20 protein-coding genes are annotated in these 18,469 nt (G+C 72.2%); 10 read left to right on the top strand and 10 right to left on the bottom strand.

The window, feature by feature from the left end:
- Positions 1–22 precede the first annotated feature (22 nt).
- From AMETH_RS06370 to AMETH_RS37750, 3 genes are all read right to left on the bottom strand, one after another.
- Positions 23–2,080 carry a DNA gyrase/topoisomerase IV subunit B gene (locus AMETH_RS06370; RefSeq protein ID WP_026153864.1) on the bottom strand — a complete coding sequence of 686 codons (2,058 nt, stop codon included), beginning with the start codon at positions 2,078–2,080 and terminating at the stop codon, positions 23–25.
- Between the two features lie 98 nt (positions 2,081–2,178).
- Positions 2,179–2,496, bottom strand: a complete 318-nt coding sequence (locus tag AMETH_RS06365) for a hypothetical protein (RefSeq protein ID WP_017987223.1) — start codon at positions 2,494–2,496, stop codon at positions 2,179–2,181.
- A 2-nt stretch (positions 2,497–2,498) separates the two neighbouring features.
- Positions 2,499–2,645 carry a hypothetical protein gene (locus AMETH_RS37750; protein WP_017987222.1) on the bottom strand — a complete coding sequence of 49 codons (147 nt, stop codon included), beginning with the start codon at positions 2,643–2,645 and terminating at the stop codon, positions 2,499–2,501.
- A gap of 71 nt (positions 2,646–2,716) precedes the next feature.
- Here AMETH_RS37750 and AMETH_RS06360 point away from each other — a divergent pair, with 71 nt between their 5' ends.
- From AMETH_RS06360 to AMETH_RS06350, 3 genes are all read left to right on the top strand, one after another.
- Positions 2,717–2,914: a hypothetical protein gene (locus AMETH_RS06360; protein WP_156131620.1), complete on the top strand. Its 198-nt coding sequence runs from the start codon at positions 2,717–2,719 to the stop codon at positions 2,912–2,914.
- The gene (locus tag AMETH_RS06355) at positions 2,911–3,837 is read left to right on the top strand and encodes a pseudouridine synthase (RefSeq protein WP_017987220.1); all 927 of its coding nucleotides are present in this window, start codon (positions 2,911–2,913) and stop codon (positions 3,835–3,837) included. Before AMETH_RS06360 ends, AMETH_RS06355 begins: the two co-directional genes overlap by 4 nt.
- Positions 3,838–3,926: 89 nt before the next feature.
- Positions 3,927–4,733: a class I SAM-dependent methyltransferase gene (locus AMETH_RS06350; RefSeq protein WP_017987219.1), complete on the top strand. Its 807-nt coding sequence runs from the start codon at positions 3,927–3,929 to the stop codon at positions 4,731–4,733.
- Here AMETH_RS06350 and AMETH_RS06345 read toward each other — a convergent pair.
- On the bottom strand, positions 4,717–5,331 hold the full coding sequence (locus AMETH_RS06345) for a hypothetical protein (RefSeq protein WP_017987218.1): 615 nt from the start codon (positions 5,329–5,331) through the stop codon (positions 4,717–4,719). The genes AMETH_RS06350 and AMETH_RS06345 overlap by 17 nt on opposite strands.
- 79 nt (positions 5,332–5,410) lie before the next feature.
- On the opposite strand from AMETH_RS06345, the gene AMETH_RS06340 reads away from it, so the two are divergent.
- Genes AMETH_RS06340 through AMETH_RS06330 form a run of 3 tightly spaced genes read left to right on the top strand, consistent with a single transcriptional unit; the run spans position 5,411 to position 10,485 of the window.
- Entirely contained in the window at positions 5,411–8,227 is a 2,817-nt protein-coding gene (locus tag AMETH_RS06340) for a glycosyltransferase (RefSeq protein WP_026153863.1), read from the top strand.
- A gap of 3 nt (positions 8,228–8,230) precedes the next feature.
- Positions 8,231–9,412, top strand: coding sequence for an acyltransferase family protein (locus tag AMETH_RS06335; protein ID WP_017987216.1), 1,182 nt, complete (start codon positions 8,231–8,233; stop codon positions 9,410–9,412).
- Complete coding sequence (locus tag AMETH_RS06330; RefSeq protein ID WP_017987215.1) at positions 9,409–10,485, top strand: ScyD/ScyE family protein; 1,077 nt, start codon at positions 9,409–9,411, stop codon at positions 10,483–10,485. The genes AMETH_RS06335 and AMETH_RS06330 overlap by 4 nt, the downstream gene beginning before the upstream one ends.
- A 48-nt stretch (positions 10,486–10,533) precedes the next feature.
- On the opposite strand, the gene AMETH_RS06325 is transcribed toward AMETH_RS06330, so the two are convergent.
- Complete coding sequence (locus tag AMETH_RS06325) at positions 10,534–11,085, bottom strand: hemerythrin domain-containing protein (protein WP_017987214.1); 552 nt, start codon at positions 11,083–11,085, stop codon at positions 10,534–10,536.
- A gap of 80 nt (positions 11,086–11,165) precedes the next feature.
- Here AMETH_RS06325 and AMETH_RS06320 point away from each other — a divergent pair, with 80 nt between their 5' ends.
- Positions 11,166–11,399 carry a hypothetical protein gene (locus AMETH_RS06320; protein WP_026153862.1) on the top strand — a complete coding sequence of 78 codons (234 nt, stop codon included), beginning with the start codon at positions 11,166–11,168 and terminating at the stop codon, positions 11,397–11,399.
- A 14-nt stretch (positions 11,400–11,413) separates the two neighbouring features.
- Complete coding sequence (locus AMETH_RS06315; RefSeq protein WP_267283475.1) at positions 11,414–11,539, top strand: multicopper oxidase domain-containing protein; 126 nt, start codon at positions 11,414–11,416, stop codon at positions 11,537–11,539.
- Here AMETH_RS06315 and AMETH_RS06310 read toward each other — a convergent pair.
- A complete protein-coding gene (locus tag AMETH_RS06310; protein ID WP_223843069.1) occupies positions 11,532–12,686 on the bottom strand; it encodes a metal-dependent hydrolase family protein in 1,155 nt (384 codons plus the stop codon). The two genes, AMETH_RS06315 and AMETH_RS06310, sit on opposite strands and share 8 nt — an antisense overlap.
- Positions 12,687–12,766: 80 nt before the next feature.
- Here AMETH_RS06310 and AMETH_RS06305 point away from each other — a divergent pair, with 80 nt between their 5' ends.
- Positions 12,767–13,732: a lipase family alpha/beta hydrolase gene (locus tag AMETH_RS06305; protein ID WP_017987212.1), complete on the top strand. Its 966-nt coding sequence runs from the start codon at positions 12,767–12,769 to the stop codon at positions 13,730–13,732.
- 68 nt (positions 13,733–13,800) lie between these two features.
- On the opposite strand, the gene AMETH_RS06300 is transcribed toward AMETH_RS06305, so the two are convergent.
- From AMETH_RS06300 to AMETH_RS06285, 4 genes are read right to left on the bottom strand one after another with little or no spacing between them, the layout of a single operon-like run.
- On the bottom strand, positions 13,801–14,040 hold the full coding sequence (locus AMETH_RS06300) for a hypothetical protein (RefSeq protein WP_017987211.1): 240 nt from the start codon (positions 14,038–14,040) through the stop codon (positions 13,801–13,803).
- A 25-nt stretch (positions 14,041–14,065) separates the two neighbouring features.
- Positions 14,066–15,856, bottom strand: coding sequence for a helix-turn-helix domain-containing protein (locus AMETH_RS06295; protein WP_017987210.1), 1,791 nt, complete (start codon positions 15,854–15,856; stop codon positions 14,066–14,068).
- Between the two features lie 4 nt (positions 15,857–15,860).
- Positions 15,861–17,192, bottom strand: a complete 1,332-nt coding sequence (locus tag AMETH_RS06290; RefSeq protein ID WP_017987209.1) for an MFS transporter — start codon at positions 17,190–17,192, stop codon at positions 15,861–15,863.
- A gap of 34 nt (positions 17,193–17,226) precedes the next feature.
- Positions 17,227–17,976 carry a 3-hydroxybutyrate dehydrogenase gene (locus AMETH_RS06285; protein ID WP_017987208.1) on the bottom strand — a complete coding sequence of 250 codons (750 nt, stop codon included), beginning with the start codon at positions 17,974–17,976 and terminating at the stop codon, positions 17,227–17,229.
- Positions 17,977–18,099: 123 nt separating this feature from the next.
- Here AMETH_RS06285 and trxA point away from each other — a divergent pair, with 123 nt between their 5' ends.
- Complete coding sequence (trxA, locus tag AMETH_RS06280; RefSeq protein ID WP_017987207.1) at positions 18,100–18,468, top strand: thioredoxin; 369 nt, start codon at positions 18,100–18,102, stop codon at positions 18,466–18,468.
- Position 18,469: the final 1 nt, after the last annotated feature.

Genomic DNA, 18,469 nt, shown 5'->3' with positions numbered 1-18,469 from the left:
TGCTGTTGTCTCCTAGGGGAACTCAGACGTCGATCGCTTCGCGGTCCACGCGGGCGGCGGATTCGACGAGCCAGTTGCGCCGGGGTTCGACCTTCTCCCCCATCAGCAGCTCCAGCGCGGCCTCCGCGGCCTCCGCGTCGTCCAGCGTGATGCGGCGGACCGAGCGGGTCGCCGGGTTCATCGTGGTCTCCCACAGCTCGTCGGCGTCCATCTCGCCGAGGCCCTTGAACCGCGGGACCGGCTTGACGATCTGCTTGCCGGCGGCCTCCAGCTCGGCGACCTTCTGCTCCATCTCGCGCTGCGTGAAGGTGAAGATGGTCTCGGGGTTGCGGCCCTTCGTGACGATCTTGTGCAGCGGCGGCATCGCGGCGAACAGCCTGCCGTCCTCGATCACCGGCCGCATGTACTTCGCGAACAGGGTGATCAGCAGCGTCCGGATGTGCGAGCCGTCGACGTCGGCGTCGGCCATCAGGATGACGCGACCGTAGCGCATCGCGGACAGGTCGAAGGTGCGGCCGGTGCCCGCGCCGAGCACCTGCACGATCGAGGCGATCTCGGCGTTCTTCAACGTGTCGCCGAGCGAAGCCTTCTGCACGTTCAGGATCTTGCCGCGCAACGGCAGCAGCGCCTGGTACTCCGACACGCGCGCCATGCGGGCCGACCCGAGCGCGCTGTCACCCTCGACGAGGAACAGCTCGCTGCGGGAGATGCCGGTGGTGCGGCAGTCGACGAGCTTCGGCGGCATCGCCGCGCCCTCCAGCGCGGTCTTGCGGCGCGCCGCGTCCTTCTGCTGCTTCTGCGTCAGCCGCACCCGCGCGGCGTCGACGATCTTCTGCAGCACGACCTTGGCCTCGGCCTTGGTCTTGCGGTTCTCCGTCCACTCCTTGAGGTGCCGCTCGACGATGCCCTGCACCACGCGGGTGATGCCGGACGTGGACAGCTCGTCCTTGGTCTGCGAGGTGAACTGCGGCTCCGGGATGCGCACGTGGACGACCGCCGTCATGCCCTCGAGCACGTCGTCGAGCGTCGGCAGGTCCTCCTTGGCCTTCAGCAGGCCGCGGGTGCGGGAAATGGCTTCCTGCAACGCCTTTGTCGCCCCGCGGTCGAAGCCGCGGCGGTGGGTGCCGCCGTGCACGTTGCGGATGGTGTTGGTGAAGCACTCGACCGTGCGCTCGTACCCGGTGCCCCAGCGCAGCGCGATCTCGACCTCGGCATGACGCTCCACATTGGACCGCATGACCCCGTTGGCGTCGGCCGCGTTCTCCTTGTACGAACCCTCGCCGCGGATGATCAGCGTGCCGGACACCGGCTTCTCATCCGACGGCGCGAGGAACTCCACCATGTCCGCGAGGCCGTTGGGGAAGTGGAAGGTCTCCTCGCTGATCGACCCCTCGGTGGCGGTGCGCAGCACGTACGTGACGCCCGGCACGAGGAACGCGGTGTTGCGCAGCTTCGTGCGCACCTGCTCGACGTCGAGCTCCGCGCCCTTCTCGAAGTACCGCGCGTCGTGCCAGTAGCGGATCGACGTGCCGGTGCGCTCACCGCGCTTCATCTTGCCCTTGACGCGCAACCCGGGCTGCGGCGTGAACTTCGCCTTCGGGCCGGGACCGTCGAACACGCCCGGCGTGCCGTGCGCGAAGGACATCTCGTGCACCTTGCCGCCGTTGCGGACGGTGACGTCGAAGCGGTGCGACAACGCGTTGACCGCCGAGGCGCCGACGCCGTGCAGGCCGCCGGAGGTCTTGTAGCCGGAGCCGCCGAACTTGCCGCCCGCGTGCAGCCGGGTGAGCACCAGCTCGACACCGGACAGACCGGACTTGGCGTGCACGCCGGTCGGGATGCCGCGGCCGTCGTCGTCGACCTGGACGCTGCCGTCCGCGTGCAACGTGACGACCACCTTCGTGGCGTGACCTGCGACACCCTCGTCCGTCGAGTTGTCGACGATCTCGGTGAACAGGTGGTTCACGCCGCGGCTGTCGGTCGACCCGATGTACATGCCGGGGCGCTTCCGGACCGCTTCCAGGCCTTCCAGGTGGGTAAGGTCGTCGGCCCCGTAGAGAGGCTCAGCAGAAGCAGTCACAGGATCTTCTCTCCCAGTAGCGATTGGGGTGGGGCGGCACCAGGGCGCCGCGCGTATGCAGGGTAACGGAGGGCACCGACAACCCCGGGGATTGTGGCCTACTGCCGCCGTGCGGCGTGGATCGCGCCGACGAGCAGGTCGAACTCCGCGTCGAAGACCTCGTCGGCGGTGACGGCGCGCAGGTGCGGTACCAGTGCTTTCAGTGTAGGCGCTGCCGAGCTCGCCCGTGCGGCCTCGAAGATCCCGGCGTTGCGTTCCGGCGTGGCCGGGTCGCCGTGCACCTCGCGGTGGGCGCGGCCCAGCACGACGTCCAGGAAGACCAGGTAGAAGCACGCCTGGGCCGGTTCGTCCAGGCCGGCGGCCGCGAGGACCTCCGCGAGACGCAGCCCGCCGGGGCCGTGGTTGCCGCGGGTCATGATCAGCTCGGCGAAGCCGGCACGGTCGCCTGCGCGCTGAGCCGGCCGTTCCCGGCGCTGCGGCCGCGGCGCCCCAGGCCGTCCGCGGTGGCGGCCGTGAACGGCGTCACCGCGGTCGTCGCGGCGGCCATGTTCGGCGCGGTGACCATGCCGCCCGGCTCGTGCAGGACCCGGCGGTGTTCGAGAAGTCCGCGACGCGGCGGGGCTGGTGCTGGTGCCGATGGCGGTCGTGATGCTGGTCGCGCCCTCGCTCTCGCCGCAGCTCGGCGCGAGCTCGTCCCCGCGGGTCAGCGACGAGCTCGCGGTAGGGGCGCAGCTGGCCGCGGCGCCTGCCTACTCGGCGGGGTTCGTGCTGCTCGCCGCGGTGGCGGTGGTCGCGGCGGGCGCGGTCGCGCCTCGCTACAGTGCTGACCGATGAGACGCAAGCCGCCCCCGTCCCCGCTGCCGCCGCGCGACGGGGTCAACGCGGCGCGCATCCGGACCCCGCCGGACGGCCCGTGGGACACCATCCGCGACTACCTGGTCCGCAAGCTGACCAAGCTGGACCCGGCGGTGATCGACGGGATGCTGGCCGAGGGCGCGATCGTCGGGGTGGACGGGCCGATCGACGCCCGCACACCGTTCACGCCCAGCACCTTCCTGTGGTTCCACCGGGACCGCGGCGACGAGGTGCCGGTGCCGTTCGAGCTGACGGTGCTGCACGAGGACGACGTCCTGCTGGTGGTCGACAAGCCGCACTTCCTGGCCACCACACCGCGCGGCGGGCACGTCCGGGAGACCGCGCTGGTGCGCCTGCGGCACACGCGGGACCTGCCGGACCTCTCCCCCGCGCACCGCCTGGACCGGCTCACGGCGGGTGTGCTGATGTTCGTCAAGACCGCGGCGCACCGCAGCGCTTACCAGAACCTGTTCCGGGATCGCCTGGTGCACAAGGAGTACGAGGCGATCGCGCCCTACTCGCCGGAGCTGGCGCTGCCGCGGACCGTGGAGAGCCGGATCGTGAAGAAGCGCGGCGTGCTGACCGCGCGCGAACTGCCGGGGCCGGTGAACGCGCGGACGCACGTGGAGCTGATCGAGCACCGCGACGGGCTGGGCCGCTACCGGCTGGTGCCGGAAACCGGCCGCACGCACCAGCTGCGCGTGCACCTGAACTCGCTGGGCATCCCGATCCTGGGCGATCCGCTGTACCCGGAGGTCCGGGAGGTGCCGCCCGGCGACTTCCGTCGTCCGCTGCAGCTGCTCGCGAAGGTTCTCGCGTTCACCGATCCGCTCACCGGCGCGGAGCACCGCTTCGAGAGCGCGCTTCGCTTGCGCGCCTGGGAATCGCACCCGGACTGGTAGCACCGTCCACACCGGATCGTGATCGGGCAGCCCTTCCGGAATCGACTTTTCTGTGCTATACTCCCGAAGTTGTACGATAACGTGGATGCATGCCAGCCAGCAGAACCGCGCTCACCGCGGCCGCGGCCCGAGCCGCCCACCTCCACGTCGACTCCGAACCGCTCCTGTTCCGGGACACGCTCGCCGAACGCCTCCTCGGCGAGCACGCGACCGAACTCCTCGGCTACCACCTGGCACACGGCGACCACCCGGTCCTGGCCGGCGCCCGCGTGCAGACCACGCTGCGCAGCCGCATCGCCGAGGACCGCCTGCACGCCTCGGGCCTGCGCCAGTACGTGGTCCTCGGCGCCGGGCTCGACACCTTCGCCCAGCGCGACGGCCGCGTCCGCACCTTCGAAGTCGACCACCCGGCGAGCCAGTCCGCGAAACGCGAACTCCTCGCCGCGGCCGGGATTCCCGAGGCGGCCACCCACGTCCCGCTCGACCTCGCCAAAGCCGACCTCGACCTGACACCGCACGGTCTCGCGCCGGAGCCGGCGTTCGTCAGCTGGCTCGGCGTGCTCATGTACCTCGACGCCACAGCGCTCGACGCCACCCTGACCGCCCTCGCCCGGCTCGCCGCGGGCAGCGAGCTCGTCGCCGACTACCTGCTGCCGTCCCACCTGCGTGACGAGGCGGGCAACACCTACGTCGAAGCCGTCGGCGCGATGACCGCGGGCCGGGGTGAGCCGTGGCGCACGTTCCTCGACCCGGACGAGATCCGCGCGCTACTCCTCAAGCACGGGTTCGACGTCGTGGAAGACCTCGGCCAGCACGACTTCCTCGCCGGCCGCGTGGACAGCCTGCGCCCCGCCCACCTGTCCCGCGTCGTGCGCGCCGTCAGGAGCGGTCGCTAGGCGGCGCCAGCTCGATCTGCCGGTCCAGCGTCGTCCGGAACACGTCGTGCGCCGCGTCGCCCTGGCCCGCCGTCTCGACGACCACCACGCGGTCGTAGAGCACGTACGCCGCGCCGAAGCGGGCCAGCGGGGCGCCCACCGGCGTGCCGTACGCCATGACGCCCTCCAGCGACAGGTCCCGGTCGGCGGCCAGCCCCTGCAGCTCCACGCCCGCGCCGTACGCCCGCACCGCGCCTCGCGGATCACCCGTCGCCAGCGCGTACAGACCGATCGTCACCCCGGCCCGCACCGCGGTCTTGCGCATCCCGTCGCTCATCCCGGCCGCGGTCAGCACGTCGACCATCGGCTGCGGCAGCGACACGGTGCTGCGGAGCGCGGCGAGGGTGAACGGCCCGCTCGGACCGGGCGCGCCGGGCGGTTCGACGAGGGCCAGCGCGCTGTGCTCAGGCGCCGGCTTCGCGTCCGGCGGATCGGCCAGGCCGGCATTGCGGGTGAGCAGGTACCCGGTGGCGGACACGGCGAGACCCAGCGCCAGCACCACGATGATCGCGATCCCGAGGGTCATCTCCCGGCGCTGCCGGCGGACGTCACTGGTCACCGTGAGAAATTCCCTCCCCGCCGCAGATTACCGGGCATCAGTATCACCCGGGGGCCCAGTACCGGTAGCCTTCCGGCCCATGGTGGGACCTCGGGGGATCGACTGGACGGGCGAGCGCTGCGTGCCCTGGACGGACGACATCCAGGTGATCTACGAGCACTACCACCGCTACGCCCTCGCCGCCCGCTACGCCCTCGGGCGGCGCGTCCTCGACCTCGCCAGCGGCGAGGGCTACGGCAGCGCGCTGCTGGCCGCCCACGCGTCCGAGGTGGTCGGCGTCGACATCGACGAAGCCAGCGTCGAGCACGCCCGCGCGCGCTACTGCGGACAGCCGAACCTGCGGTTCACCACCGGCTCGATGACCGACCCGGACCTGCTCGCCGACGCCGGGACGTTCGACGTCATCACCTGTTTCGAGGCGCTCGAGCACGTCGCGGAGCAGGACGAGCTGTTGGCGCTGGTGCGCGCCCGGCTCGCGCCCGGCGGGGTGTTCTTCACCAGCACGCCGGACGTCCTCGTCTACACGCACGAGCACGGCAACGAAAACCCCTTCCACGTCAAGGAGCTGACCGAGCCGCAGTTCCGCGCGCTGCTCGGCGCGTCGTTCCGGCACGTGACCGTGCTGCGGCAGAACGTGGCGGTCGGCTCGGTGCTCACCAGCGATCGCGAGCACGGCCCGGTGCTGTCGCAGCAGCTGCGCCGCACGGGCGAGGACAGCTGGTCGGTCGGCACCGGCGCGCCGCACACCTACCTGATCGGCGTCGCCTCCGACAACCCGGTGGAGGTGCCCGCCGCGGCGACGATGCTGGACCCGCAGCTCACGTTGCCCGGCGCGGCCGCCGAACGCGCCGCCGCCCCGCTGCGCGCCGAGATCGAACGGCTCACCACCGACGAAAACGGCCCGAAGTACCGCAAGGTCATCGAGCGCTACCGGCCGCGGCGGCGCGCCACCGAAGGCCCGGTCGCGGTGTCGACCAGCGACGAACCGCTCGTCAGCATCATCGTCCCGGTGCACGGGCAGTGGAGCTACACGCGCCGCTGCCTGCGGTCGATCGAGGACAGCGGCACGCGCGTGCCGTTCGAGGTCGTGGTGGTCGACGACGCCTCGCCGGACGATTCGGCCGAGCAGCTCGCCGCCTGCCCGGGTGTCCGGCTCGTGCGCGCCCCGGAGAACCTGGGGTTCCTGCGCGCCGTGAACCTCGGCGCCGCGCAGGCCCGCGGTGAGCTGCTGGTGCTGCTCAACAACGACACCGAGGTCCGGCCCGGCTGGCTGGACGCGCTCACCGAGGTCGTCCGCGGCGACGAGAGCATCGGCCTGGCCGGGGCGAGGCTGGTCTACCCGGACGGCAGGCTGCAGGAGTGTGGCGGCATCGTGTTCGCCGACGGCAGCGCCGCCAACTACGGGCACGGCGACAACCCGGAAGACCCGCGTTACCAGGCGGTCCGCGACGTCGACTACTGCTCGGGCGCGGCGATCCTCGTGCGCCGGGACCTGTGGGAGCGGCTGGGCGGGTTCGACGAGCGCTACTCGCCCGCCTACTACGAGGACACCGACCTGGCGTTCGCGGTCCGCGCCGCGGGCCACCGCGTGGTGGTGGTCCCGGACGCGGTGGTCGTCCACCACGAGGGTGTCTCGCACGGCACCGACGTCACGCAGGGCGTCAAGCGGTACCAGGAGGTCAACCGCGAGGTCTTCACGGCGAAGTGGGCGGACGCCCTCGCGGAGCAGGCCGACCCGGGCACGCCGCTGTGGATCGCCCGCCAGCGCGTGCCCGGCCGGACCCAGCGCGACGGCGACCTGGTGCTGGTCGCCGACGTCACCGTGCCCACCCCGGACCGCGACTCCGGGTCGGTGCGGTTGCGGTGCCTCCTGGACGAGCTGGTCGCGCTCGGTCACCGCGTGGTGTTCTGCCCGATGGGGCCGCCCGCGGACCCGGCGTACCTGGACCAGCTGCACCGCGCGAGGATCACCGTGCTCACCGACAACGGCCTGCGCGAGCAGTTCCTGCACGAGGCGGGCAAGCACATCCGGCTGGCGCTGCTGTCCCGGCCGACCGTGGCCTGGCACCTCGCCGACCGGCTGCGGATCTGCGCGCCGCGGGCGCGGATCGTGTTCGACACCGTCGACCTGCACTTCGTGCGCCTGTCCAGGGAGGCCGAGCTGGTGGAGCGGCTCGGCGGCGCGCCGGAGACGTCGACGATGCTGCACCAGCGCGCGAAGCTCTACCGCGAGCTGGAGCTGGCGCTGGTGCGGGCCTGCGACCGCACGCTGGTGGTGTCGGAGGCCGAACGCGACCTGCTGGCCGACCTCGCGCCGGGCGCGCCGGTCAGCGTGCTGTCCAATGTGCACACCCCGGGTCCGGAGGCGAGCCCCGATGGGCGGCCCGGCGTGTTGTTCGTGGGAAGTTTCGAGCACCCGCCCAACCGCGACGCGGCGTACTGGCTGGCCGGGGAGATCTGGCCGCTGGTGCGCAGGCAGGTGCCGGACGCGGTGCTCGACCTGGTCGGCCACGACCCGACGAACGAGCTGCGCACGCTCGACGGTCACGGCGTGAAGTTCCGCGGCTGGGTGCCCGCCCTCGACGCGCTCTACGAGACGGCCCGGCTGTCGGTGGCGCCGCTGCGGTTCGGCGCCGGCGTCAAGGGCAAGGTCGGCGAGAGCCTGGCCGCGGGTGTCCCGGTGGTCGGCACGACGCTGGCGTTCGAGGGCATGCGGTTGCGGCACGGCGCGGAGGTGCTCGCCGGGGACAAGGCCGACGAGATCGCCGCCGGGATCGTGTCACTGCTGACGGACGACGCGCTCTGGCTGCGGCTGTCCCGGGCCGGGCAGGCCGCGGTGGCCGCGCAGTTCGGGCCGGACGTCGCGCGCGCCGCGCTGACCGAGCTGCTGGGCTGAGCGGTGCCGCGGGACAACTCGGCGGAGCGCACGCAGCAGATCCGCCCCGTCAAGTACGCCAAGGCCGAGACCGGGTTCGCGTGGCTGCGGCTCGTCGGCGCGAGCATGGTCGTCGTCGAGCATTCGTTCCCGCTCGTCGACCCGCAACGGCTGACGATCCTGCCGGCGAGCTGGGACCTGTCCCCCGGTTACTTCGCGCTCATGGGCTTCTTCGCGATGAGCGGGTTCCAGATCACCGACAGCTGGGCGCGCGACGCGTCGTGGTGGCGGTACGCCGCCAAGCGCGTGCTGCGGATCTGGCCGCCACTGCTCGTCGTCGTCATGTTCACCGCGTTCGTGATCGGCCCACTGGTCACCGTGCTCGACGCCGGCGAGTACTGGACGGACACCGCGACCTGGGGTTACGTGGTGCACAACGCGGCGCTGTACCCGTTGCAGCACCTGCTTCCCGGGGTGTTCGCGGAGAACCCGTACCCGTGGTCGGCGAATGGCTCACTGTGGACTCTGCCGATGGAGACCACCGGGTACGCGCTGGTTCTCGTCGCGGGACTGACCGGTCTGCTCGGCCGCGCCCGGGCCGGCCTGTTCGCGCTGCTGGCCGCGATCGTCGTGCTCGACGGTTTCCTCGGCGCCACCTACACCTTCCAGGGCCGCGGCGGGTCGTTGCTGTCCGTGCCGGTCGGCGCGATGGTCGCGTTCGGCGTCGCGTTCGTCATCGGCATGGTGATGCACCGTTACCACGGCACGATCCCCCTGTCGCGGGCCGCCGCATACGCCGGCGTGGCCGGGTACCTGGTGGTCAACTTCGTGCCCGTCCTGCAGCCCTGCGCGCGGATCGTACTGCCGTTCGCCGCCGGGTACGGCGCGATCGTATGGGCGCACCACTGGCCGCGGCGGCTGGCGCGTTACGACAAGTGGGTCTACGGCAGTTACGGCATGTACATCTGGGCGATGCCGGTGCAGCAACTCATCGTGTTCGCCGGGGTGCGGAACTCGTACCTGCTGATGGCGCTGGCGTTGCCGCTGGCCTACGCGTGCGGGCTGCTGTCCTGGCAGCTCGTGGAAATCCCGACGCAACGGCTGCGCGTTTACTTGCGCCCTCAACCGAAATCTCCTCGTAACGCCCGTCCACGCGATTCCGTCTCCGGAAGGGGGGCACATCGTCGTGAAAGGACGGGCCTATGAAAACATCCCGAATCCTGCTGACAGCCGCCACCGCGCTCGCGGTGACACTGGTTCCGCTCGGCGCCGAGGCCGGCGGCAAGGTGTCCACAGTGGCCGGCGGCCTGGACAGCCCACGCGGGCTGTCGTTCTCGCCTGACGGAGCCCTGTACGTCGCGGAAGCCGGCCGCGGCGGCGCTGGTCCGTGCATGGCGGGGCCCGAGGGCGAGGCGTGCTACGGCGAATCCGGCGCCCTCACGCGGATCGACCGCGGGCAGCAGAAACGCGTGCTGAGCGGCCTGCCGTCGCTCGCCGCACGCGACGGTTCCGGCGCGATCGGCCCGTCGGACGTCTCGTTCCTCGGCAAGGGCAACATGTACGTCACCGTCGGTCTGGGGGCGAACCCCGCGGTGCGCACGAACCTGCCGCCGAAGGGCCAGCAGTTCATGGGGTGGTTGCTGCGCAACGGAAAACCGGTCGCCGACATCGCCGGTTACGAGGCAACGGCCAACCCCGACGGTGGTGAGCCGGACAGCAACCCCAACTCGGTCCTCGCCCTGCCCGGCGGCCGCGTGGTGGCCGACGCGGGCGGCAACTCCCTGCTGTGGGTCCCGGACAAGGGCCGCATCCAGACGATCGCCACGTTCCCGACGCGGATGGCGACGGGGCCGGACGGCTCGCAGATCCCGATGCAGTCGGTGCCGACCTCGGTCGCGCTCGGCCCGGACGGCGCGCTGTACGTCGGCGAGCTGACCGGCTTCCCGTTCCCGAAGGGCGCGGCGCGGGTGTACCGGGTGGTGCCGGGCAAGGCGCCGCAGGTGTACGCGGAGGGCTTCACCAACATCATCGACATCGGCTTCGCGCACGGGAAGCTGTACGTGCTGGAAATCGCGCACAACGGCCTGCTCAGCGGCGACCCGGCGGGCGCGTTGATCCAGGTCGGCAAGGACGGCGCGCAGCACATCGTGACGCAGCAGCTGACGATGCCCGGTGGGCTGGCACTGCGCGACGGCAAGGCGTACGTGTCGAACTGCAGCGCCTGCCCGAACCCGCCGGGCGCACCCGGCAGCGGCAGCGTGGTGCGGGTCGGTCTGTGACGCGGAACCGGCCGCCTGCCGTTCGGCGGGCGGCCGGCTTCCGGGGCGTCAGTGTTTGAGTACGTTCCGGATGGCGTCGCGGGCTCGGTCCATGAGTGCGGCCGGCGGACCGAGCAGCATGTTCTTCGCGGCGCTTTCCGTTCCCGGGTGCGGGCGCGTCGGGGCCACGACCTCGGCCGCCCGCACCGTGTCGGCCATCGCCGCCAGCCGCTTGCTGTCGCACGCCTGGCGCAGCAGCGGGAACTCCGACCGCTCCTCGTGCTCAGCGTGGGCGAGCACGTCGTCCCGGAGCTGGATCAGCAGGGTGTCGAAGCCCTCCGCGTCCGGGCCTATATCGTCCAATGTGGACAGCAGTTCCTTGGCCCGGTGCTCCTCGCCGAGGCGGGCCTCGACGACCGGCTCGCCGCCGTCGTGGCGCCGCACCTCGGGGTGGACCAGTTCCTCCTCCGCGGTCTCGTGGACCGACAGCAGCCGCACGAGGTCGCGGAAGGCGTCCTCGCGCTCGTCCCCCTTCGCGCGTTCGACCACGACGAACAGGCGGCGGATCTCCTGGTGCTGGTCCTCCAGCAACGCGATGACGTCCTTCTTGTCCGTCGACACGAATCGGCGCCGACCAGGGACTGCTCGCCACGCCGGTCACGCACTCGACGCTGCCGGTCGCGCCCGCCGAACGCTACGACGTGATCGTCGACTTCGCCGGCGTTCCAGTCGGCGGCCGCGTCCGGATCCGGAACCGGCTGGGGTCGGGCCGTACGCGGGACGTGATGGCGTTCCGCGTCGCCCGCCGCGCCACCGACGACAGCCGGATCCCCGGCGTGCTCTCGGCCGGCCTGCCGGGCTGGCAGCGGTCCGACGCGGTGCGGGTGCGTGAGTTCGCCTTCCGCGCGGGACGGACGCACGGCCACCACGGCTGAAGGACACGGTCTCGTTGCGGCCGGGGGAATCGGTGGAGATCATCACCCGGTTCGACGGCTACCGCGGCCGGTACCTCTTCCACTGCCACAACGCCGAACACGAGGACATGGGCATGATGGCCAACCTGGAGATCATCTAGCCGTGCCGGCCAGCCACACCTGCGCCGGGCGCGCCAGCGCCGTGATGTCGGTCAGCGGGTCGCCGTCCACCAGCAGCAGGTCGGCGTCGAAACCGGGGCGGATGCGGCCCTTGCGGTCCAGGCCCGCGACCTCGGCGGCCAGCGACGTCGCCGAAGCCAACGCGGCCTCCGCCGGGATTCCGCCGTCCACCAGCCACTCCACCGAGGTGGCGAGCATCCCGTGCGGCTTGCCCGGGGAGATGCCGGAATCGCCGCCGGACACGATCCGCACGCCAGCGTCGGCCATCCGCGCGACCTGGCCGATCCGGTCGCGGATCGTGGAACCCGTCCGTTCCAGGAACTCACGCAACGCGGGCGGCGGGGTCATCTCGCCGACCGCGCCGAGCGTGGGGCACACGGTGATCCCGCGCGCGGCGATCGCGGCGGCCAGCTCGTCGCTCATCCGGATGCCCTCGGGCGTGAAGCAGCTGCAGTGCTCGATGCCGTCCACCCCCGCAGCGACCGCCTGTTCCACCGAAGGCGTGCCGTGCGCGTGCGCGGTCACCGGCAGCCCGGCCGCGTGGGCCTCCTCGACGATCAGCCGCAGCTCGTCGAGGGTGAACTGGCAGGCCATGATGTCGGTGCCCGGCGTCATGCCGCCGCCGCTGGCCATGACCTTCACGACGTCCACGCCGCGCTCGGCCCGCTCGGCGACGGCCGCGCGCAGGCCGTCGGCGCCGCTCGCCTCGCCGCCCATGTTCCAGCAGTGCCCGCGGGGACTGGTGATCGGCGGCCCCGCGGCGACGATCGACGGCAGGCCGGGGCGGCCCCGCCAGCGCAGGGTGGCGTACCGGCGATCGCCGAGGTCGCGCACGCTGGTCACCCCGGCGGCCAGCTGGGCTCGCAGCGCCCGCTCAATCACGCCGTCCAGCTCGTCCTCGGAGTAGTCCGCGAGCCGGTCGAGCGCGCCGAAACCGCCGTCGCCGGACAGGTGCGTGTGCATGTCGATCAGTCCGGGCAGCAACGTGCCGGGCGAGTCGACCACCGGCCAGTCCGGCACCGGGCCGCCGAGCCGCGCGATGGCGCCGTCCAGGACGAGAACCGGCAGGTCGCGGTGGGTGCGTTCGCCGTCGAAGACCTGGCCGGCGCGGATCACGAAGGCGTTCACCACCGTGAAGTCGCTTCCCCGGCCGCCCGCGTGACAAGATCCCCTCGGTCCACACGACGGAGTGTGCCGGAAGGACGGTCATGAAGCGCTCGTTGCTCGCCCTGCTGGTCCTCGTGGGCGCGGTGCTGGCGCCCACGTCCGCCGAAGCCGCGGACGGCCCCGCGCTGCGTGTCCCGGAGGCCGCCCTCGACGCGGCGCTGGTGTGTTCGGGTGACGTCGGCGGGTCCGCGCACAACCCGATCCTGCTGATCGCCGGGACGACGCTGACGCCGGAGGTCTTCGTCTGGAACTACGGGCCCGCGCTGACCGCGCTGGGGCGTCCGTTCTGCACGGTCGCCCTGCCGGACAACGGGATGGCCGACATCCAGGTCGCCGCCGAGTACGTCGTGCACGCGATCCGCGCGGTCAGCGCCGCGTCCGGGCGGGACGTCGACATCGTCGGGCACAGCCAGGGCGGCATGGTTCCGCGCTGGGCGCTCAAGTACTGGCCGGACACGCGCGCCCGGGTGGGGGACGTGATCGGGCTGGCGCCGTCGAACCACGGCACGGTCGTGGCTTCGGCCGTCTGCCGGCCGGGCTGCGCGCCCGCGTTCTGGCAGCAGCGCACCGGGTCGGCGTTCCTGACCGCGCTGAACAGCGGCGCGGAAACCTGGGCGGGCGTCGACTACACGAACGTCTACACGGTGCTCGACGAGGTGGTCGCGCCCAACCTGAACGACCACGGCAGCAGCTCGCTGCACACCGGGCAGGGGCGGATCAGCAACGTCGGGCTGCAGGACGTGTGCCCCGCGCACGTGGCCGACCACCTGACGACCGGCACCACCGACGGCGTCGCGTTCGCGCTCGTGGTGGACGCCCTCACGCACGACGGCCCGGCCGACCCCGCGCGGCTGCCCGCGGACGCCTGCACGCGGCTGCTGATGCCCGGCGTGGACCCGGTGTTCCTCGCCGTGAACGAGGCCCGCATGGCAACGGTGGTGGCGACCCAGGTCGCGCTGTACCCGCACGTTCCGGCGGAACCCGCGCTGGCGGAGTACGCCCGCTGAAACCGAGGACAGCCGAGGTGCGGTGACCGAGCGCGGCCGGCTCCTCAGCAGCCGTGGCCATGTAGCGATCAAGCGCCGAGGGTGTCGATCTGGGTAGAGAGGATCGCGGCCTGTTCGTCGAGCTCGCGCTCCTCCGGCTGCTCCCCCACCCGCTGCCGCAGCGTCTCGCGCTCGATGACCGTCAGCGCGCCCTCGTGCCCGGGCAGCTCCTCGGCAGGCAACACCGCGACGCTGCCCTCCTGCAGGACCAGCTGCGCGCCGTTCCCGGCGTCCAGCAGCGCCTTCAGATCACCCGCGGTCACGTTCATCGGGCCTCCCTTCGTCGCCCCCCGGCTACCCGCTCCGCCACCCCGTCAAGCGCTGCACCCGCAGTGCGAGCTGGATCTCCAGCGCCCGCCCCGGCTCCTGCCAGTCGTCGCCGAGCAGGGTCGCTATCCGGTCCAGCCGCTGCACCACCGTGTTGACGTGCACGTGCAGCACCTCCTTCGCTCGCGTCAGGTTGCCGCCCGCCGCGAAGTACGCGTGCAGCGTTCCGATCAGGTCGGTGCCACGTCGTTCGTCGTAGTCGAGCACCGGGCCGAGCGTGCGTCGCACGAAACCGGTCAGGTCGCCGCGCTCACCGAGCAGCACCCCGAGGAACCCGAGCCCGCCGGCGGACGCCCCCTCGCCGGACCGGCCCAGCGCCAGCAATGCCCGCAGGCACCGGACCGCCTCGGCATGCGCCGCGGCGATAGCCGCCGGGCCCCGCGCCGGGCCCGCCGCGCCGACCGTCACCGGCGTGTCCGTCGCCGCGGTCAGCGCCTCCGCGATCCGCGCGGCCACCGCGTCCGGGTCGCCGCGGACCAGCAGCACGACCTCCTCCGCGTGGATCCCGGCGAGCGCCCCGTGCCGGGCCGCGGCCACCGCCAGCCGCGCGCGGGACACCGACTCGGCGTGCGCGACCAGGACCGCGTGCGGCTCGGTGAGGTCGACGCCCAGCCGTTCGGCGCGCGCCAGCAACGCGCCCGGGTTGCGGTCCGGCGCGGTGAGCAGGTCGGTCAGCAGCTCGCCGCGGACCTCGTCCTCCGCCTTCGCCACCGACCGGCGCAGCAGCAGCAACAACGCGGTCACCACGGCCGCCCGCTCGAACAGCCGCCGGTCGGCGTCGAGCAGCGCGTCCCGCCCGGTGAGCACCATGCTGCCGAGCAGCTCCGGCCCGGCCTGCACGGCACACACCAGCGACCCGCAGCCGGACACCGAGCGCCCGGTGCTCCGCGACAGCGCCACCACCTCCGGATCCGGGGCGGAGGGGGCGGTCCCGGCGTGCGCGAGCTCCTCGCCCGCCGCGTCGAACAGGCCGATCGAGCCGCGCAGGACGTCGGCCACCGCGGCTGCCACCTCCGGCACGTCCCCGCCGCGCAGCACCAGGTCCATGAGCCGGTCGTGCGCCTCCTCGGCGCGGTGCATCGCCGCGGAGTGCGAGCTGATCTCGTCCAGCAGCCGGGCGTTGTCCAGCGCGATGACCGCGTGGTCGGCCAGCGAGGACAGCAGCGCGACCTCGTCCGGGGTGAACTCGCGGGGCGTGCGGTCGGACGCGTAGAGCACCCCGATCACCGCGCCGCCCAGCGACAGCGGGACGCCGAGGATGCCGGCCAGGCCCTCGTCGCGCACCGCGTCGTCGATCGGCTTGGTGTGCCGGAACCGCTCGTCCCGGAAGTAGTCCGGTGTCGCATACGGGCGCGCGCTCTGCGCGACCAGGCCGCCGAGCCCCTCGCCCATGCCCAGGATGACTTCCTTGAACAGGGGCGACACGCACCCGTCGGTGACGCGCATGTAGGTGCGTCCGGCCGCCTCGTCGTTGAGGCTGAGGTAGGAGACGTCCGCGCCGAGCAGCGTGCGGGCCCGCCGCACGATCGACCGCAGCACGGCGTCCGGATCGCGCAGGCGGGCCAGGTCGCTGGCCGTGTCGAACAACGCGGTCAGCTCGGCCTCGCGGCGGCGGTGCGCGGTGAGGGTGGCGTGGATGCGCAGCGCCAGTTCGGTGGCCTTGGGGTTCGCGGCGCCGGCGCGCGCCAGCTGCTCGCTGCTCGCCCCGCCGGCGAGCAGGTCGAGCAGCCGGAGCACGTCGTCGTCCACGCCGATCATCGTCTCATCGCGTCGCCGGTTGCGGGGCGGTCGTGGGCTGCTCGTCGTGCAGCGAGCTGCCCGCGGTCTCCTTCGCGCTGGTCACCGCGATCACCGTGAGCACGCACATCACCACCACGTACAGCGAAACCGCCAGCGTGCCGCCGAACTCCTTGAACAACGCGACCGCGACGATCGGCGCCAGCGCGCCGGCGGCGATCGAGGACAGCTGCCCGCCGATCGACAGACCGGTGTAGCGGACGCGGGTCGGGAACTGCTCGGCGAAGAACGCCGCCTGCGGACCGTACATCGCGCCGTGCAGCACCAGGCCGATGGTCGCGGCGAGGATGATCATCCCGGACGAGCGGGTGTCCATCAGAGCGAAGAACACGAACGCCCAGCCGGCCATGGCGACCGCGCCGAACAGGTACACCGGGCGGCGGCCGATCCGGTCGGACAGCGCGCCCCACAGCGGGATCGTCACGAAGTGGATCGCCGACCCGATGAGCACGGCGTTGAGCCCGGCCGACTTGCTGAGCCCCAGCGGGCCGGTGACGTAGACCAGGATGAACGCGGTCAGCACGTAGTAGGACACGTTCTCGGCCATGCGGGCGCCGATCGTGATGAGCACCCGGCGCCACGCGCCGCGGAAGACCTCCACCGCCGGGGCGCGGTGCTGCTCGCCGCGCTGACGGGCCTTCTCCTGCGCGGCCAGGAACACCGGCGACTCGGTGACGGTGAGCCGGATCCACAAGCCGATGATCACCAGCACGCCGGAGAGCAGGAACGGGATGCGCCAGCCCCACGCGGTGAACGCGGCGTCGGACTGCACCGCGGCGAGGATCGCGAGCACCGCGGTGGCCAGCAGGTTCCCGCCCGGCGCGCCGCACTGCGGCCAGGAGGCCCAGAACCCGCGGCGGCGGTCGTCACCGTGCTCGGACACGATGAGCACCGCGCCGCCCCACTCGCCGCCGAGCGCGAAGCCCTGCACCAGCCGCAGCGCCGTGAGCAGCAGCGGCGCTGCCACGCCGACCGTCGCGTAGGTCGGCAGCAGGCCCATCGCGCAGGTCGAGCCGCCCATCAGCAGCAGGCTGAACACCAGCAGCTTCTTGCGGCCGACGCGGTCGCCGAAGTGGCCGAACACCAGGCCGCCGAGCGGCCGGGCGAGGAAGCCGATGGCGTAGGTGGCGAACGAGAGCAGGGTCCCGGTCAGCGGATCGCTGCCGGGGAAGAAGAGCTTGTTGAAGACCAGGGCCGCGGCCGATCCGTAGAGGAAGAAGTCGTACCACTCGATCGTGGTGCCGATGAGGCTCGCGCCGACCACCTTCGCGATCGAGCGGTTCTCGCTGCGGGGCATGGGGCAACACTCCTTTGTGCCGTGGCGGAAATCCTCAGGCGGCGGTCCAGCCGCCGTCGAGGGGCAGGGAAATCCCGGTGATGTGGCCGGACGAGGGGCCGCACAGCCAGCGCACCGCGTCGGCGACCTCGGCCGGGCCGATGAGCCGTTTGATGGCGGCGCGCCCGAGCAGGACCTCGCCGAGGATCTCGTCCTCGGGGCGTCCGTGCGCGGCGGCCTGGTCGGCGATCTGGTCGCGCACCAGCGGGGTGTCCACGTAACCCGGGCTGACGCAGTTGCTGGTCACCCCGTGCGGCGCACCCTCCAGCGCGGCCACTTTGGACAGTCCTTCGAGCGCGTGCTTGGCGGACACGTAAGCGGACTTGAAAGCGCTTGCGCGCAGGCCGTGCACGCTGGAGACGTTCACGATCCGGCCCCAGCCCTGCGCGTACATGTGCGGCAGCACCCGGCGGATCAGCAGGAACGGCGCGGTCACCATGACCTGGTGCATGCGGGTGAACACGTCCGGCGGGAACTCGGTCAGCGGCGCGACGTGCTGGAAGCCGGCGTTGTTGACGAGGATGTCAGCGTCGGCGGGCAGGGCGTCCACGGCCGCGGGATCGGCGAGGTCCGCGGTGTGCGCCCAGCCGCCGGTCTCGTCGGCGACGCGCGCCGCCGCGTCCGCGTTGATGTCCACCACGTGCACCTTCGCCCCGGCCTCGGCCAGGGCGTGCGCGCAGGCACGCCCGATCCCGCTGCCGGCGCCGGTCACCAGCGCGACGCGCCCGTTCCAGTAGCCACTCATGGCGACAGACGGTAAGCGGCCTGAAGCGGGATGCCTATGTGTGCCAGGGACATAAGTTTCGAGGTTTTTGTGGTGGCCGGTGCCACCCGGAATAGGTGACCCCGGGGGCGTGTTGCACCGCTCATGGCGACGGTAACGCTGACCAAGGACAACTTCGAAGAGGTCGTCAACTCCGACGGCATGGTGCTGGTCGACTTCTGGGCGGCCTGGTGCGGGCCGTGCCGGATGTTCGCGCCCGTGTTCGAGGGGGCGGCCGACCGGCACGACGACATCGTGTTCGGCAAGGTCGACACCGAGGACCAGACCGAGCTGGCCCAGGCCTTCGGCATCCAGTCGATCCCGACGCTGATGGCGGTGCGGGACGGCGTCGTGCTCTACGCCCAGCCGGGCGCGCTGCCCGAGCAGAGCCTGGAGGAGCTGATCGGCAAGCTGCGCGAGGTCGACATGGACCAGGTGCGCGCGGAGATCGCGAAGCAGCAGCAGGCCGAATGAC

The sequence above is a fragment of the Amycolatopsis methanolica 239 genome (assembly GCF_000739085.1).
Lineage (GTDB): Bacteria > Actinomycetota > Actinomycetes > Mycobacteriales > Pseudonocardiaceae > Amycolatopsis_E > Amycolatopsis_E methanolica.
The sequence above is the reverse complement of the archived record's forward strand: the minus strand, read 5'-3'. Positions and strand labels throughout refer to the sequence as shown.

Bases quoted from the DNA above. Each gene is read 5' to 3' on its own strand.
- AMETH_RS06350 (WP_017987219.1), top strand. From the start codon at position 3,927: ATGCCAGCCAGCAGAACCGCGCTCACCGCGGCCGCGGCCCGAGCCGCC.
- AMETH_RS37750 (WP_017987222.1), bottom strand. From the start codon at position 2,645: ATGGTCACCGCGCCGAACATGGCCGCCGCGACGACCGCGGTGACGCCG.
- AMETH_RS06285 (WP_017987208.1), bottom strand. From the start codon at position 17,976: ATGAGTGGCTACTGGAACGGGCGCGTCGCGCTGGTGACCGGCGCCGGC.
- AMETH_RS06340 (WP_026153863.1), top strand. From the start codon at position 5,411: ATGGTGGGACCTCGGGGGATCGACTGGACGGGCGAGCGCTGCGTGCCC.
- AMETH_RS06355 (WP_017987220.1), top strand. From the start codon at position 2,911: ATGAGACGCAAGCCGCCCCCGTCCCCGCTGCCGCCGCGCGACGGGGTC.
- AMETH_RS06300 (WP_017987211.1), bottom strand. From the start codon at position 14,040: ATGAACGTGACCGCGGGTGATCTGAAGGCGCTGCTGGACGCCGGGAAC.
- AMETH_RS06305 (WP_017987212.1), top strand. From the start codon at position 12,767: ATGAAGCGCTCGTTGCTCGCCCTGCTGGTCCTCGTGGGCGCGGTGCTG.
- AMETH_RS06365 (WP_017987223.1), bottom strand. From the start codon at position 2,496: ATGACCCGCGGCAACCACGGCCCCGGCGGGCTGCGTCTCGCGGAGGTC.
- trxA (WP_017987207.1), top strand. From the start codon at position 18,100: ATGGCGACGGTAACGCTGACCAAGGACAACTTCGAAGAGGTCGTCAAC.
- AMETH_RS06290 (WP_017987209.1), bottom strand. From the start codon at position 17,192: ATGCCCCGCAGCGAGAACCGCTCGATCGCGAAGGTGGTCGGCGCGAGC.
- AMETH_RS06360 (WP_156131620.1), top strand. From the start codon at position 2,717: ATGGCGGTCGTGATGCTGGTCGCGCCCTCGCTCTCGCCGCAGCTCGGC.
- AMETH_RS06330 (WP_017987215.1), top strand. From the start codon at position 9,409: ATGAAAACATCCCGAATCCTGCTGACAGCCGCCACCGCGCTCGCGGTG.
- AMETH_RS06295 (WP_017987210.1), bottom strand. From the start codon at position 15,856: ATGATCGGCGTGGACGACGACGTGCTCCGGCTGCTCGACCTGCTCGCC.